The 15,647-nt window shown below is 69.9% G+C and carries 13 protein-coding genes; 6 read left to right on the top strand and 7 right to left on the bottom strand.

Features of this window, described 5'->3' with window-relative positions; genetic code table 11:
• The first annotated feature begins 5 nt into the window (after window positions 1-5).
• Genes AB0I15_RS55795 through AB0I15_RS55775 form a run of 5 tightly spaced genes read left to right on the top strand, consistent with a single transcriptional unit; the run spans window position 6 to window position 4,903 of the window.
• Window positions 6-1,214 (top strand): FAD-dependent oxidoreductase, encoded by a 1,209-nt coding sequence (locus tag AB0I15_RS55795; protein ID WP_358116240.1) that lies wholly within the window; start codon window positions 6-8, stop codon window positions 1,212-1,214.
• Window positions 1,211-1,828 carry a DUF1365 family protein gene (locus AB0I15_RS55790; protein ID WP_358116237.1) on the top strand — a complete coding sequence of 206 codons (618 nt, stop codon included), beginning with the start codon at window positions 1,211-1,213 and terminating at the stop codon, window positions 1,826-1,828. The genes AB0I15_RS55795 and AB0I15_RS55790 overlap by 4 nt, the downstream gene beginning before the upstream one ends.
• Complete coding sequence (locus AB0I15_RS55785; protein WP_358116234.1) at window positions 1,825-2,973, top strand: cyclopropane-fatty-acyl-phospholipid synthase family protein; 1,149 nt, start codon at window positions 1,825-1,827, stop codon at window positions 2,971-2,973. Before AB0I15_RS55790 ends, AB0I15_RS55785 begins: the two co-directional genes overlap by 4 nt.
• Window positions 2,970-4,136, top strand: a complete 1,167-nt coding sequence (locus AB0I15_RS55780; protein ID WP_358116231.1) for a cyclopropane-fatty-acyl-phospholipid synthase family protein — start codon at window positions 2,970-2,972, stop codon at window positions 4,134-4,136. The genes AB0I15_RS55785 and AB0I15_RS55780 overlap by 4 nt, the downstream gene beginning before the upstream one ends.
• Window positions 4,136-4,903: a DUF1295 domain-containing protein gene (locus AB0I15_RS55775; protein ID WP_358116228.1), complete on the top strand. Its 768-nt coding sequence runs from the start codon at window positions 4,136-4,138 to the stop codon at window positions 4,901-4,903. The genes AB0I15_RS55780 and AB0I15_RS55775 overlap by 1 nt, the downstream gene beginning before the upstream one ends.
• 107 nt (window positions 4,904-5,010) lie before the next feature.
• Here the strand turns inward: AB0I15_RS55775 and AB0I15_RS55770 are convergent, their stop codons facing one another.
• The 5 genes from AB0I15_RS55770 to AB0I15_RS55750 all read right to left on the bottom strand — a co-directional run bounded on the left by AB0I15_RS55770 (window position 5,011) and on the right by AB0I15_RS55750 (window position 10,630).
• The gene (locus AB0I15_RS55770) at window positions 5,011-5,505 is read right to left on the bottom strand and encodes a fasciclin domain-containing protein (protein WP_358116225.1); all 495 of its coding nucleotides are present in this window, start codon (window positions 5,503-5,505) and stop codon (window positions 5,011-5,013) included.
• 357 nt (window positions 5,506-5,862) lie between these two features.
• Window positions 5,863-8,415: a caspase family protein gene (locus AB0I15_RS55765; protein WP_358116223.1), complete on the bottom strand. Its 2,553-nt coding sequence runs from the start codon at window positions 8,413-8,415 to the stop codon at window positions 5,863-5,865.
• A gap of 298 nt (window positions 8,416-8,713) precedes the next feature.
• Entirely contained in the window at window positions 8,714-8,953 is a 240-nt protein-coding gene (locus tag AB0I15_RS55760) for a hypothetical protein (protein ID WP_358116221.1), read from the bottom strand.
• Window positions 8,954-9,068: 115 nt separating this feature from the next.
• Window positions 9,069-9,938 (bottom strand): LysR family transcriptional regulator, encoded by an 870-nt coding sequence (locus AB0I15_RS55755; protein WP_358116219.1) that lies wholly within the window; start codon window positions 9,936-9,938, stop codon window positions 9,069-9,071.
• Complete coding sequence (locus AB0I15_RS55750; RefSeq protein ID WP_358116216.1) at window positions 9,935-10,630, bottom strand: hypothetical protein; 696 nt, start codon at window positions 10,628-10,630, stop codon at window positions 9,935-9,937. Before AB0I15_RS55750 ends, AB0I15_RS55755 begins: the two co-directional genes overlap by 4 nt.
• A gap of 432 nt (window positions 10,631-11,062) precedes the next feature.
• Between AB0I15_RS55750 and AB0I15_RS55745 the strand changes: the two genes are divergently transcribed.
• Entirely contained in the window at window positions 11,063-12,226 is a 1,164-nt protein-coding gene (locus AB0I15_RS55745; protein ID WP_358116213.1) for a calcium-binding protein, read from the top strand.
• An 88-nt stretch (window positions 12,227-12,314) separates the two neighbouring features.
• Here AB0I15_RS55745 and pafA read toward each other — a convergent pair whose 3' ends face one another.
• Together pafA and AB0I15_RS55735 are read right to left on the bottom strand one after the other, a co-directional pair.
• On the bottom strand, window positions 12,315-13,673 hold the full coding sequence (gene pafA, locus AB0I15_RS55740) for a Pup--protein ligase (protein WP_358116211.1): 1,359 nt from the start codon (window positions 13,671-13,673) through the stop codon (window positions 12,315-12,317).
• A gap of 164 nt (window positions 13,674-13,837) precedes the next feature.
• Window positions 13,838-15,514 carry a trehalase family glycosidase gene (locus AB0I15_RS55735; RefSeq protein ID WP_358116208.1) on the bottom strand — a complete coding sequence of 559 codons (1,677 nt, stop codon included), beginning with the start codon at window positions 15,512-15,514 and terminating at the stop codon, window positions 13,838-13,840.
• Window positions 15,515-15,647: the final 133 nt, after the last annotated feature.

Here is a 15,647-nt window from a genome sequence, read left to right as displayed (position 1 = left end):
GTGACATGGAACGACGCAGGATCGTGGTGATCGGCAGCGGAGTAGCCGGTCTTACCGCGGCCTACGTGCTGCGGCGCGAGCACGACGTGACCCTTCTCGAAGCCGACGACCGGCTCGGCGGGCACGCCCACACCCATGACGTGCCGACCGGCGCCGTGGACAGCGGCTTCATCGTGCACAACGACCAGACCTACCCGCTCCTGACCCGCTTGTTCGCCGAGCTGGGAGTGGAGACACGGGAGTCCGACATGAGCATGTCGGTGTCGTGCTCTGGCTGCGGGCTGGAGTACGCCGGCGGCAGGAAGCTGCCCGGGCTGTTCGCGCGCCGGCGCGTTCGCCTGCCGTACCTGCGGATGCTCGCCGAGGTGCCGCGGTTTCATCGGATGGCACGGCAGGCGCTGACGTCAGGCGACGACGGGACGCTCGGCGAGTTCGCCACGCGTTTCACCCCCCACTTCGGCGCGCACTTCCTGACGCCGCTGGTCTCGGCCGTGTGGTCGTGCGCGCCGGCGACGGCCCGGCGGTATCCCGCCCGCTACCTGTTCGCCTTCCTCGGCAATCACGGCATGCTGTCGGTGGGCGGCGCGCCTCGGTGGCGCACTGTCCGTGGAGGAGCGCGAAGCTATGTGGAGCGCATCGCCAAGCAACTGACATCCGTGCGCACGGGCTGCCCGGCGCGTGAGCTCCGCCGTAGCGGCGACGGCGTGGAACTCCTCGTCGGGGAGGAGCGGCACCGCTTTCACAGCGCGGTCGTCGCCACCCATCCCGACCAGGCGCTACGCCTGCTGGCCCACCCTGCACCCGCCGAACGCGAGGTGCTGGGCGCGTTCACCTACTCCCGCAACGAGGCCGTCCTGCACACCGACGCCTCCGTCCTGCCCGCGGCACGGCAGGCGCACGCCTCCTGGAACCTTCGCATGGACTGCCGATCCACCGATCCGTCGCGCGTGCGCGTGAGCTACGACATGAACCGGTTGCAGGGCCAGCCCTACCTGGTGAGCCTGGGCGAGCAGATCGACGAGCGGCACACGGTCGCACGCATGGTCTACGAGCACCCGGCCTGCACACCCGAGTCGGTCGCCGCCCAGCGGCTTCTGCCCTCGCTCGATGATGACCGGATCGTCTTCGCCGGCGCCTACCACGGGTGGGGTTTCCACGAGGACGGCTGCCGCTCGGGGCTGCGGGCCGCTCAGCGGCTGGGCGGTCACTGGTGATCCTGTACGACTGCGTGATCACGCACGCGCGGATGGAGCCGGTGCGCCATGTCTTCCGCTACCGTACGGCGTTGTGCCTGGTGGACGCCGACAGCCCGGCGCGCGGGTGGCCGATCTCCCCGCCCACGGGACGAGGTGATCTCGACGCCTTCCTGGCAGGTCACGAGCTCGCGGCCGACCGGGTTCTCACGCTGGCGCACCACCGGCTGCTGGGCTGGGCCTTCGACCCCCTGACGGTCCACTGGTGCTTCGCGGGTGGGCGGCCGGTAGGCACGGTCGCCGAGGTCCGCAACACCTACGGCGGGCGTCACCGCTACCTGCTTCGGCCCGGCACCCGTGAGGTGGCCAAGGAGTTCTACGTCTCGCCCTTCAACGCGGTCGACGGCGTCTACCGGATCGACCTGCCCTTCCCGGACGAAGAGCTGGCGCTGACGGTCACGCTGCACCGTGAGGGACGGCGGCCCTTCGCGGCGAGCGTGCGCGGGCACGTGGTCACGGCGATGAAGCTCCGCCACGTCCTGGCCCCCGTGCTGACCGGCGTGCGCATCAGGCGCCAGGGAATCGGGCTGTACCTGCGCGGGCTCCCGATCCAACCGCGAGGAGCGAACCGATGAACAACGCGCCCCGCACGTGGTTGCGCGCGTACCTGGCACGGCAGCTCTTCCTGCGCGTCACCCGGCGGATGAAACCCTCCCTTGCCGGGCTGCGCCTGCGCCGGCCCGGTGACTTCTTCCGCCGGGTCGGCGCCGACGGCTTGATCGGATTCGGCGAGTCGTACACGGCGGGCGACTGGGAGGCCGACGACCTGGTCGGGGTGCTGACCGCGTTCGCCGCCGAGGTGGACCGGCTGGTGCCGCCCGGGTTGCAGCGGCTACGGCGGCTGGCCCTGCCGCGGGTTCCGGCGAGCGACCTCGGCACCAGGAAGGGTGCGCGCCGCAACGTCCCGCGGCACTACGACCTGTCCAACGACCTGTTCGCCGCCTTCCTCGACAGGAGCATGACGTACTCCGCCGCGCAGTTCCCCGACCCTCGCACCGCGACCTGGGCGGACCTGGCGACGGCACAGCACCGCAAGATCGACCGGCTGCTGACACAGGCGCGGGTCGGTCCGGGCACACGCCTGCTGGAAATCGGCAGCGGGTGGGGCGAACTGGCCATCCGCGCGGCCCGGCGCGGCGCCGAGGTGGTCTCGATCACCCTGTCCAAGGAGCAGGCCGAGCTGGCACGCGAACGAGCGCAGCGTGCCGGGGCCTCCGGCAAGGCCGAGTTCCGCCTGTGCGACTACCGTGAGGTCGAAGGCGACTACGACGCGATCGTCAGCGTCGAGATGATCGAGGCGGTCGGCGCGCCGTACTGGCGCGAGTACTTCGCCGTGCTCAACCGGCGCCTGGCCCCCGGCGGGCGGATCGCGCTGCAGACCATCACGATGCCGCACGAGCGGATGCTGGCCACCCTCGGCACGCACACGTGGGTGCAGAAGCACATCTTCCCCGGCGGCATGCTGCCCTCCCTCTCCGCGATCGAGGGCCTGCTCGGTCCGCTGCGGATCGTCGACCGGCTCTCGCTGCGCGAGCACTACGCCCGCACCCTGCTCCTGTGGCGCGAGCGCTACGCACAGCAGCGCGAGGCCATCAGCGGGCTCGGCTTCGACGAGACCTTCCACCGGATGTGGACCCTCTATCTCGCCTACTCCGAGGCCGGATTCCGCGCCGGCTACCTCGACGTCTGGCAGCTCACCATGGAAAGGGGACGGCGGTGACGACCATCGCGACTCGGATCGGGCACTCGATCGACGCGCTCTTCGGAGGGAGGTCACCGGTGGCCATCCAGTTCTGGGACGGCAGCAGGCACGGCGACGGCCCCCTGGTCGAGCTGCGCGGCCCCATCGCCCTGCGGCATCTGCTGTGGAGCCCTGGAGAGCTCGGCCTGGCCAGGGCCTACGTCACCGGAAGCCTCGACTTCCACGGAGACCTCACCGACGCGCTACGCCAGGTGCGGGCCTCGGCCGCCTTCCACCCCGACCCGCGCGCCGTGTTCGCCCTGATCCGGGTGCCCGGCGTGCTGGGCCCGCGGCCGGCGGCGCCCGCCGCTGAGGCCAGGTTGTCCGGCCGGCTGCACACCCGCAGGCGCGACCGCGCCGCGATCGCCCACCACTACGACCTGTCCAACGCGTTCTACCAGCTCATCCTTGACGAGTCGATGGCCTACTCGTGCGCCTTCTTCGAATCCGGCGACAGCCTGGAGCGGGCGCAGCGGCGCAAACTCGACCGGATCTGCGACCGCCTGGGCCTGCGGCCGGGCATGCGGCTGCTCGACGTCGGCTGCGGCTGGGGGTCGCTGGCCGTACACGCGGCCAGCGAACGCGGCGTCGCGGTCGTCGGCGTCACCCTGTCCCGCCGGCAGCGGAGTTTCGCCGGCGAGCGTGCCGCCGGGCTGCCCGTGGAGATCAGGTTGCGAGACTACCGAGACATCGACGACGGCCCCTACGACGCGGTCGCCTCCATCGAGATGGGCGAACACGTCGGCCAGAGCGGCTACCCGGGCTACGCGGCGTCACTGCACCGGCTGCTGCGTCCCGGCGGACGCGCGCTCGTCCAGCAGATGTCGCGCGACCGGCGGCCGGGCGGCGGTCCGTTCATCGAGCGCTACATCGCCCCGGACATGCACATGCGGCCTCTGGAGCAGACCGTGGGCATGCTGGAGGCCGCCGGCCTCGTCGTGGAGCACACCGAGTCGCTGGGCCACCACTACGTGCGGACCGTACGCGCCTGGCAGGAACGCTTCGACGCCAGGCTCGACGAGGCCAGGGCGCTGATCGGCGCGGAGCGCACCAGGGTGTGGCTGTTGTACCTGGCCGGCGGACTGCTCACGTTCGAGCAGGGCCGCATGGACGTCCACCAGATCGCGCTGAGGAGACCATGATGACCGTATTCCTGTGGTGCGCCGCCACGGTCGCCGGCCTCATGGCAGCCACCCTCGCCGTCGCGGTGAAGGCCGGCAAACACGCCGTCATCGACGTCACCTGGGGCGTGGGCTTCGCCGCCATCGCCCTGGTGGCCTTCCTCCTGACCGGCGGCGACCCGCTGCGCCGGTCGCTGCTCCTCACGCTGACCTGTCTGTGGGGGCTACGGCTGGCCACCCACCTCGCGCGGCGTGTCGGCCGCGGCGGCGAGGATCCCCGCTACGAGGCCCTCCTGTCCAGGGCCAAGGGCGGCCGCACCGCGTACGCGATCCGGATGATCTACCTGACGCAGGGGCTGACCATGCTGTTCGTCTCGCTGCCCGTCCAGGTCGGCATGAGCACGACCGGTCCGGTCGGATGGCTGGGCTGGACAGGCGTGGCGATCTGGGGCGTCGGCTTCGTCTTCGAGACCGTCGGCGACCGGCAACTGGCCCGGTTCCGTGCCGTCCCCTCCAACGAAGGGCGTGTCCTGGACACAGGTTTGTGGCGTTACACCCGCCACCCGAACTACTTCGGCGACGCCGCCGTCTGGTGGGGCCTCTTCCTCATCGCCGCGGAGCACTGGCCCGGCCTCCTGACCCTCCTCTCGCCGGTCGCCATGACGTACCTCCTGCTCGCCAAGACCGGCAAGCCACTCCTGGAAGAACGACTGTCCGGCACCAAGCCGGGATACACCGACTACGTCCGCCGCACCAGCGCGTTCATTCCCCTTCCGCCCAAACGTTGAACTCGACGGTTCGATGCCCCGCCGGCCCGCGCGGGCGTGGTCGCCGGTGATGTCTTCTGCGGGCGTCGCCGGTCGCCTGGCGACGCCCTTGCGGCTCGGATCGTGCGTCATGACTCCGGCATCAGGACCTTGTCGATGACGTAGATGGTGGCGTTGCTCGTCTGCACGCCGCCACAGACGATGTGGGCTTGGTCGACCGTGAGGTCATCGCCGGAACCCGCCACGGTCAGGTCCCCGCCCTGCAGGGTCGTGAGCGTGGCGTCCTCCAGGTCGGCCGGCGCTGTCTCGCCTTTCACCACATGATGGGACAGGACCTTGGTCAGTTCCGCCTTGTCGGCCAGGAGCTTGTCCCTGGTCTCCTGAGGGACCGCCTCGAAGGCCTTGTTGTTCGGCGCGAAGATCGTGATGTCCTGGGTGGAGTTCAGCGTCTCCTCCAGCTTGGCCGCCTTGACCGCCTCCGACAGCATGGACAAGTCGGAGATTCGGGAGAGAGCGGTGCCGGCCTTCTCGTCCGCGATGCCGGACAGTCCGTCCTCGATCGCGGCGCAGCCGGGGCCGGATGGGCTGGCGGTGGCCTCCGGTGAGAGTGACGTTTCGGGCATGGGCGAGGTTTCGGGCATGGGCGAGGTTTCGTCGGGTGACGGCGAGATCTCCGGCGTGGGCGTCCGGACAGACGCGCTGGCGGTAGCGGTGGTGGCGGCGGTCAACGCGAGCGCCGCGGCGAGAAGAACTCGTTTCACTGTGATCCCCCAAGTTGGTGACCGTGGCGGACGAACCTGCTACGGCCCGAGTCGGATCCGGGCCCAGGGCTCGCGCCCTGGGTCCTTTCAGTTTCGACGCCGATTCAGAACATAAGGGTCTCTATGCACCCAAAACACGACAAAGCCCCGATGCGCGCTCTGTGGAAAACCGCGATGGGCGGGCCGCAGGCGGCGGGGGCGGCCCTGGGAGTCTGCGGCTCATACCGGCCGTGTAGCCTCCCGTTGGGTCAGGCCGGTCAGGTAGGCGGCGGCGCCTGCGCAGCCCGCCGCGATGAACAACACGCCGAGGAACACCGGCCCGGTGCTGACCAGGGTGAAGTTGTGCACCAGCCCGATGATCACCACCAGTTGGAGCGCGGTCAGCAGGCCGGTTCGGTCGGGGGTCGCCTGGGCCGCCACGACCAGCAGGGCCAGCAGTACGGGCAGATAGGCGGGGGCCGCTTCCTGCTCCGACTGGCTGTCGGCGTAGATGCCGAGGATGTCGCCGGCGATGAGGACCGTGGCCGTTGTGCTCCACGCGATGGCCGGCCGCGGCCTGCCTGCCCGCCAGTCCTGGACCGCGCGGAGCAGGAGGGCGGCGGTGAGGATCAGCGCCGCGGCGAAGAGCATGGACTGCCCCGTGCCCTGGGCCACCATATCGGGATCGGCCAAGTCGATGATCATCAGGATGACGGCGAGCAGAGCGGCGGCGGCGGCCACGAGCCTGAGCGCGCCCACCTGGGTCGTGGCCGTTTCCAGGAGCACCACCAGCATGACGAGGAGGGCACCTGCCATGGTCATCAGCGCCTCTGGCCTGGTGTCCATGCTGCTCGGGAGAATGAGCCGCGCGAACAGGCCGAGGTGAAGCGCCGCCAGACCGGCCGCGGCACCCAACGCGGCCGCGCGTGCGCGACCCTCCGGGAGGAACGCGATCCCGACCGCGGCCATCACCAGCAGCAGGAACCACACCGGCAAGGCGCCCGAGAACGGACCCGTGAACCGGGCCGAGCCGGGGCTCGCCTCCAAGGGGCCGACGACGAGAAGGAGCGCCGACACGAGGGCGAGCCCGCGCAGGACGAGCGCCACCCCTGGCCGGCCGGAGACCGTCTCGTGGGAACCCGCGTCCCGCGCCAGGCCCGCTGCCGGCTTTCCCGATGCCAGGCCCTCATCGCCCGCCGGGCGTCTCACCTCTGCGCCCCGGCCCGACACCTCCGTGCGCTGGCCTGACACCTCCGTGCGCTGGCCCGACACCTCTATGTCCTGGCCTGACACCTTTGTGTCCTGGCCCGACGCCCGTGGTCGCGCTTCGGCGCTCTCCGATACCGTGCGCGCGGCGACCATGTCGGCGACGGAAGCGGCACGCGCCGCGGTCGCAGGAGGCGAGGTGATCGGCAGCGGTGCGGGCGTCTGAGGGACGGAGCCGAGTGCGTGAACCGCGGCGGCCGAGACCATGCGGCTGTCGTCGTGGGCCAGCGCCTCCAGCGCGAGGCGGGCGGCCAGGGCGAGGCCCGCGTGCCTGCTGTCCCGCAGCCGGGCCAGCTCATCGACCGTGCCGGCCCTGATCTTGGCGATCGGGTGGTCGATCGCCTCCTGCAGTTCGTTGGGCAGCGGAGCGGGGCGCTCGACCGGCCGGCTGCGGCGCGCGATGACCAGGTCTCCCTGTACGTCATACGTCCATTTGCCCGGCGTCTGGTGGGGCGTAACGGTACGGACCCGGTCGTAGACGTAGTCGTACAGCTCGTGAATGCCCACGTAGCCGTCCTGGTCGCGATCGGCCTCGCCGGTCTCCAGCCCTTCCACCAGGGCGTTGGTGAACACCGACGGCGACGTCTGCTCCTGCGCGTCGGCCAGCTCGGTCCCGTCGAAGGCGTACTCCAGGGCGTTGGAAGCGGTGATCACCACCCGCCCGCGCCCGCCGAACTGCTCCTCGACGTGGATGCCGCCACCGGCCCGCGGCAGCGCGCCACGCGCGAAGGCTCCGGCGTAGCAGCAGTCGAGCAACAGCACGATGCGCCGGCACCGGCTGCGGCTCATCCGCCGGTTGACGAACTCGGCCGCGACGGCGGTGGCCCCAAGCCGGTTCAGTTTGGTGCTGGGCGTGGCGAAGTAGAGCTCGCCGCTGTCGTCCTTGACTCCGTGGCCGGAGAAGTGCAGCAGGAGCAGGTCGTCCGGGTGCCGGTCGGCGAAGAAGTCCTCGACGGCCTCGTTGACGACGGCGGTGGGCTCGTTGAGCATCGTACGAACGTCGAAGCCGCCGATGGCCTCGTCGCCGAGCACCCGGGCCAGGGCCTCGGCGTCGAGCGCCGGCGCGCGCAGCCGGCGCAGCCCGGGGTCCTGATATTCGTCCCCGGCCACGATCAGCGCCATACGCCGTCCGCCCTGCGGGGTGAGGGTCTCGGCCTGCCCCCGGCGGCGTAACCAGACCTCGACCAGTTCGCGCTGCTCCTTGGCCCGGACTCCGGTGAGTTCCAGGACGTCGCCCTCGATGTCCAGCTTGACCGATCGGTGCTGGTTGCGATTGAGCCATGAGGTGACGGCGTTCACGATCGCCCCGAGCAGCTCGCTCCCGGCCAGCGCGATCACCAGACCGCCGATCGTGAACGACAGGACCGCCCTGGCGCCTTCCGGAACCTCGCCGCCCCCTGCCGCGCTGACCACCACGTCCAGGTCGAGGAGCTCGTCGCGGAGCCTGACGGTGGCCTGGTCGAGATCCTGGGCGTCCGCTCCGTCGTCGATGACCGAAAGCAGCAGCCGGATCGTCTCATCAGCCATGAGCCACCCCCAAAGGGAGAGCGGAGCCACCTCGAGGACGGCGTCGCACGAATTCTAAGCACGGGACCGGACGCGAGTCAGCGGGATATCAAGCAGGAACGCCCGCCGGCCCGGACCGCGGCGCCGGGCTGAGCCCGCCGTCGCGTTCGCTTCTAGAAGGTGGTGGTGTCGTCCGTGACCACGGTCGGAGTGCACAGGACGGCGTCGAACGTCTCGGCGACGGGTGTGTCCATGGTGGTGCTCTGTGAGCGTATGCGTTCCAGGGAGGTCACCGCCGGTTCGGGCGAGCGCAGGTCCGTCAGGGTGATCTCATGGTCGAGCCCGGCGTCGGCGAGGGCCCTGTCCAGGCTGCCCGGTGGCGGGGCAGCCGGGCGCGGGCGAGGGTGAATTCGTGCACGAAGTGCGCCCCCTCGCCGAGCGCCACGACGCGAGCGCCTTCGGTGACGGCGCGCACGGGTTCGAGGTCGTCCAGGAGCGGCGTGTCGGGGTCGAGGGTGTTCAGCACGGTGACGTGCGTGATCAAGGGATGAGAAGCCATGGTGAGGTGCTCGTTTCTCTGTCGCGTGACGATTGACCGTGGTCAGAGGCGCACGATCAAACCGCGGAACGCCGCTGGATCAAGCGCGCGTCCCGCCCCGCTTCGGAAAGGTGTTTCAGCCTCCTTCAAGCGCATGTTCGAGGAACGCGGTGGCCGCCGGGAGCGGGTCGGCCGGGAGGGCGACCAGGATGGTGCGCTCGGAGGCCGGTTCGAGGGGGACGACGTGAACGCCGGCGTGGTGAGCTGGCAGGGAGAGCTCGGGCAGGATGCTCACGCCGAGCCCTTCGGCGACCATGGCGAGGATGCTGTTGGTGTCGCGGACCCGATAGTGGCAGCGCAGGCTCGCGCCCGCTTCCCGCGCGAGCGCCGTGATGAGCGGCTCGCATCCGCCCGTCGACATGATGAACGGCTGCCGGGCCAGGTCCGCGACCGGTACGGAGTGGCGTACGGCCAGGTCGTGACCGCTGGGCAGGACGGCCAGCATCTGGTCGGTGGCCAGCGGGCGCATGACCAGATCGGGCACCCTGGCGGACACCACCCCAGCCGTCAGGGTGCCGATGTCGACGGCCCCGGTCCGCAGCCAGTCGAGCACCTCCCCGTCCGACCCCTCGATCACGGTGAGCCGCACGCCTGGATGCGCCTCGCCGAACGCCCGCAGGATCCGTGGCAGCAGGCGGGCGTTGGCGCTGGGGATGGCGCCGACGCGCAGGCTGCCGCCGTCCTGCCCGCGCGCCGCGGCCACCTCCTGCTCCAGGGCTTCGAGCTGGGTGAGGATGAGGGTGGCGCGGCGGCAGACGGCTCGCCCGGCGGCGGTCAGGCTCACCCCGTGGCTGCCTCTGACGAGCAGGGTCAGGCCGAGCTCGCTCTCCAGGCCGCGCAGCGCGTGGCTGACCGCGGACTGCGTGGTGTTCAGCTCCTCGGCCGCGCGGGTCATGTTGCCGGTACGCGCCACCGTCTGCAGGATCCTGAGCTGCGTGAACGTCATAGTGCCGCGCGCAGCAGCCCCACGACCAGCGGGTGCGGGCGCCCGGGCCACGAGCTCGTCTGGGGCACGAACAGCGTGGCCAGATAGTACGGGTGCCCGGGGATCTCCAGCACCCGGGCCTCGCCGGTGCCGTCCACGCCGGTCACCCGCAGGCCGCCCTCGTGCAGGGCGCTCTGGTGGGCGGGATTGAGGCCGAAGTTGCAGTAGTACTGCTCCTTGGCCTCGTCGCGCCCGTACATGCCGGCCGCCAGGGAGCCGGGTGTGAGGGTGACGGGCATGGTCCGGCCCGCGAGCGAGCAGGCCAGCTCGGTGACGAACAGGCTGGAGGCGTAGGGGTCGTACTCGGCGTGCTGCGCGTCCTCGAACCCGAGCACATGGCGGGCGTACTCGATGATGATGTGCTGGCAGCCGCCGCACGTGCCCAGGGTGGGGACGCCGTGCTCGCGGCCGTACCGGAGCGCGGCCAGCGCGCCGCTCAGGCTGCGGTACGGGCTTCCGGGGGCGCACCACAGCACGTCCGCGGCGCGCACCGCGGACAGGTCCGCTTCGAGCGGCTCGGTGGCCAGCCAGCGAACCTCGATCCCGACCCCGAGGTGGTCGGCGGCGTGGCGCAGCGCATCGTCGGTGGCCACGTGCGGGGTGTACGTCTTGTCGTGGTCGCCGATGACCGCGACCTGCAAGGAAGGCTTCACGCGCCCACTATGCGGGGATGGCGGCATGAGTTCCAATACCCGATCTCGCAGATGTCATGAGCTGATGCTCATGTCACGACATGAGCGAGAGCAAACCGGAATCCGGGTACGGCTGCGAGCCGGCCGCGGCACCTCTGTAGACAGCGTTCAGATATGAACACTGCTTTACGGGGGGGGTTCCCGGCCCGGCGGACAAGTCGTACTCGCGCCGGCGTCGGATCGAACAGGAACGGAAGAGAAGCGGAAGAACCGCCGCATAACATCCTCCCTCATGTCGGCCGCTACCGACCAAGAGAGGCCGGGTACGGAGGAAGTGCGGCCGGCGTACTGAACAAGATCAGCACCGACGCGGATTCGTGTCGGCACATCCTGCTGAACGACCAGCAAACGCAGAGTTCACCAGCAACATGCTGGTTCTACATTGGAGCCTGGATGAATCAGATCCTTCCCACGGCAATTTTCGGCTCACGGGCGAATAGCAGGCGTACCACGAACGCACGAGAGGAGAGAGGTCGCGCGGCGAAGCGTGGGATCGGCGCGGCGGCGCTGGTGGCTGGAATGGTATTAGCCTCGCCGGTCACCGCGATGGCCGGCGTGGAGCCAACCCCAAGCCGTGCCGGCGTGGTCGGGAACACGCTGACCGTTGACGGAAGTTACGAGAGCAACCGCATCACCATCACCCCGGCCCCTTACGGCCGGGTACGCATCGCCGATGAGAACCACCCGATGCTGCCGGGCGGCGACTGCATCGACGTCACCGACCACGAAGTCGAATGCGGGTTGAGCGGCACTCCCACGGGATTGGACGTCGACGGCCACCAAGGCGCCGATACGATCGTCAACCTGCTGCCCACGAGCAGTAAGACGCAAGCCCGCCTTTACGGCGGCTCCGGGAACGACGTCGTCTACGGCGGCCCCGGAGCGCAGTGGATCACCGGTGGTCTCAGCCCGGACGACCTGGTCGTGAGCCGAGGAAAGCCGGACACCGGCAACGACCGGCTCTTCGGCGGTTGCGCGCAGGAATGCGCGGACGGGGGCGACCTGCTGGAGGGCTCGGACGGCAACGACAGCCTGAGCGGAGGCCCGGGTAACGACGATCTGCGCGGCGGGGTCGGCATCGACACATACGCCGGCGGCAGCGGTCGGGACATAGTGAGCTACGCGGACAAGGGGGTGCGGGTGAATGCCTCTCTGAACGGCGTCGCCGACGACGGCATCGCCGGCGAACAGGAAAACATCCCGAACGATGTGGAAGAGATTCACGGTGGCTGGTCCGCCGACATCCTCGTCGGCAATGACGAGGACAATACGTTGAACGGCGGCCCCGGCAGCGGAGGCGACGTGATATACGGCCACGGCGGCAATGACTGGTTGTACGGCGGCGCAGGCGTGGACAAGCTCTACGGCGACTACAACGACACCGGCATGACCTACGGCAACGACTATTTGTTCGGCGGGGCGGACGGCGATCGGCTCGTCGGCGACAGAGGTGTCGACCACAGCCGCGAATACGACTACGACGCGGGCACCGACACCTGCCAGTCGGTGGAGTCTGACGACTACGACAAATGTGAGGCCGTACTTTCCTGGCCCTAGCCGGGTGAGCCGGCTCGGGCGCGGGCCTGGGTCGTCGCTCGGGCGCGGGCCTGGGTCGTCGCTCGCGCGCAGGTCCGCCTCCGGGCGGTCACATGTCGGCGATGAGCTTGTCCACCCGCTCGTCCACGCTGCGGAACGGGTCCTTGCACAGCACCGTGCGCTGCGCCTGGTCGTTGAGCTTGAGATGCACCCAGTCGACGGTGTAGTCGCGCCGCTTCTCCTGCGCCTTGCGGATGAACTCGCCGCGCAGCCGCGCCCTGGTCGTCTGCGGCGGCACCGACTTCGCCTCGAAGATCTTGATTTCGGGGGCCACCCGCTCCACCGCCCCGCGCCGCTGCAGCAGGTAGAACAGCCCGCGTTTGCGGTGCACGTCGTGGTAGGCCAGGTCGAGCTGGGCCACCCGCGGCGAGGACAGCGGCAGGTCGTACTTCTTGCGATAGCGCTCGATCAGCTGATATTTCGTGACCCAGTCGATCTCGCGGGACACCAGGTCGAGGTTGCCGGTCTCGACCGCGTGCAGTGTGCGCTCCCACAGGTCCAGCACCCGGCGGGCGATCGGGTCGCCGCCGCGCCGGTCGACGAAGTCCTTCGCCTTGGACAGGTATTCCTGCTGGATCTCCAAAGAGGACGCCTCGCGTCCGTTGGCCAGCCGCACCCGCCGCCGCCCGGTGATGTCGTGGGAGACTTCGCGGATCGCCCGGATCGGATTCTCCAGCGAGAGGTCGCGCATCACGACCCCGGCCTCGACCATGCGCAGCACCAGGTCGGTCGCGCCGACCTTGAGCAGCATCGTGGTCTCGCTCATGTTGGAGTCACCGACAATGATGTGCAGGCGACGGAACCGCTCGGCGTCGCCGAGCGGTTCGTCGCGCGTGTTGATGATCGGCCTGGAACGGGTGGTCGCCGACGAGACGCCCTCCCAGATGTGCTCGGCCCGCTGCGACACGCAGTAGACCGCCCCGCGCGGCGTCTGCAGCACCTTGCCCGCGCCGCAGATGATCTGCCGGGTGACCAGGAACGGGATCAGCACGTCGGTCAGCCGCCCGAACTCGCCGTGCCGTTCGACCGAATAGTTCTCGTGGCAGCCGTAGGAGTTGCCGGCCGAGTCGGTGTTGTTCTTGAACAGGTAGATGTCCCCGGCGATGCCCTCCTCGCGCAGCCGCTGCTCGGCGTCCACGAGCAGGCCTTCCAGGATGCGCTCGCCCGCCTTGTCGTGGGTGACCAGCTCGACCACGTTGTCACACTCGGGCGTGGCGTACTCGGGATGGCTGCCCACGTCCAGGTACAGACGCGCGCCGTTGCGGAGGAACACGTTGCTCGACCGGCCCCAGGACACGACCTGCCGGAACAGGTATCTGGCCACCTCGTCGGGGGAGAGTCGGCGCTGCCCCCGGAATGTGAACGTGGTGCCGTACTCGTTCTCCAGGCCGAGGATGCGACGATCCATTACCTCAGACTATTCTCCCAACGCTCATCGTGGGGAAGATCTTGCCTGCGGGAAGTCCGGGCCGGCGCCGAACGTGGTGCTGCGAATGAACGGCAGCCGTGGCCACCGGGTGTCCGGACAGCGCGTGGAGCCTGTGCGGCCGGCACGGGGCCGAGCCCGAAGGATCATCCCCTGCGCCGTCGTTCATGAGCCGCGGCGAGGATGAGGTAGGCGCTGGCGGTCCAGGTGTAGGCGCGGTCGCGGAGCCCCTCCCCCGTGCGGGCGTCGAAGTTCTCGGCGAAGCCTGACTTCTCGCACAACGCTCGGAAACGGGCGCTGATCTCGTCGGCCAGCCTGATGTGACCGGCGCGGCGCAGGCCGTCTTCGATCAGGACGGTCGAGGGCGCCCAGATGGGGCCTCGCCAGTAACCGTCGTCCTGATAGTGCTGGGAGGCGGGCGATTCGGTGGCGGGCCCGAATGCTGTCAGATGCGCTTCGATCCGGGCGGCGAGGATCGCGGCGGCCTGCGGCGGGAGTTCCTCCCCGAGCACGATGGGCATGAGCTCGAGCAGGCTCGAAGTGGACCAGGTGTGTCCGGTGCGCACGCCGCGAACGACGAATCGTTCGCCGTCCCACAACTCGGCGAACAGGGCGTCGCGCATGCGGTCGGCCTGGTCGAGCCATCGGGCGGACGTCGGCGGATCGGCGGCGAGGCGGGCCAGTTCGCGCATCTGAAGCACGAGGAAGGCGGCGAGGTCGGCGGTCTCCACCACGCGCTCGGGATCGAACGTGGTCGCGTTGTCCCAGCCGCTGTCGTTGCCGTGCTGGTAGTGCGGCAGCGGCCGTCCGGGGGCTCGCCGGGCTTCGAGCCAGAAGGTGGTCCAGCGCTCCAGACGGCGGTAGGTCTCGGCGGGATCCGGGGCCGGTGGGAGGTGGCGCAGCGCCCAGCCGTGGATGGGGGGCTTGACGAAGTTGTAGAGGATCTCGGAGTGGGTGACGGAGTCGGGCAGCGCGCCCGCGCCGTCCTGATGGTCGAACGGCAACTGGAACTGGTCATGGGCCAGGCCGGGGAGCCCTTCGGCCAGGGCGAGGGCGTTGAAGCAGTGGTCCCAGCTCCACACCTTGTTCATCCAGTGCTTGGACATCAGGACGGCCGGCCGGGTGACGAACCCGGCGGGGCGCACGGTGGCGGACCACAGCACATAGGCGGCCAGTTCGGCGGCGGGCGTGGCGTCGCTGCGCCAGGGCGCCACCGCCGCGGCGAACGCGTCGAACTCGGCTCGCGCGGCCTTGGCCACCTGTTCGAAGGTGTCCGTGCCGGAGTAGGGGGCGCGAGCGGTCTCGTACTCCTCGATGGCGAGCTCCCACGCCTGGCCGCCGGGCACAGCGACACCGCGCTCCGCGGTGCCCAGGGCCTGCGAGCCGATGGGCTCGGCCCGCCCGCTCAACAGGGTGACGCGGTAGCGGCGTCCGGTCTGGTACGCGGTGAAGACGTAGGAGCCGTCGAGGGGGTCGTGGTAGAAGTACGGGCCGCTGAACGGTGTCAGGACGGGATCGGCGGCCACCAGCCGCAGCCCGAGGCCATGGCCCTGCATGCGCACGGTGTCGTGGTCCTCGTAGGCAAGGTCGATCCGGCCGCCGTCGCCGCTCCAGGTCAACTGGTGTGGCGTCGCGGTGACGGTGGTCTCGGCCGTGGGGGTCAGCCGCAGGATCGCGTGCATCCCGGCCTGGTGGGAGACCAGGTGCACGTCCTGGGCGTAGGTCTTCTCCGCTATCACGGGCGAGAGGCCGAACCAGGAACCGCGATGGCTGAACGGGATTTCCCGCAGGGAGAACACCGGGCCTGCAGCGGCGACGGTCATGAAGTGAGGGTCCCTTCTGCGAAGGTCAGTCTTTGACGGCGCCGGCGGTGACGCCGGCGGCGACGTAGCGCTGGGCGATGATGAGCAGGATGGTGGCCGGGATGGAGGCGATCACGGCGGTGGCCATGATGGC

It is taken from the genome of Nonomuraea sp. NPDC050643 (assembly GCF_040654715.1).
Lineage (GTDB): Bacteria > Actinomycetota > Actinomycetes > Streptosporangiales > Streptosporangiaceae > Nonomuraea.
Note: the sequence above shows the minus strand (reverse complement) of the source record. Positions and strands in the feature narration are given on the sequence as shown.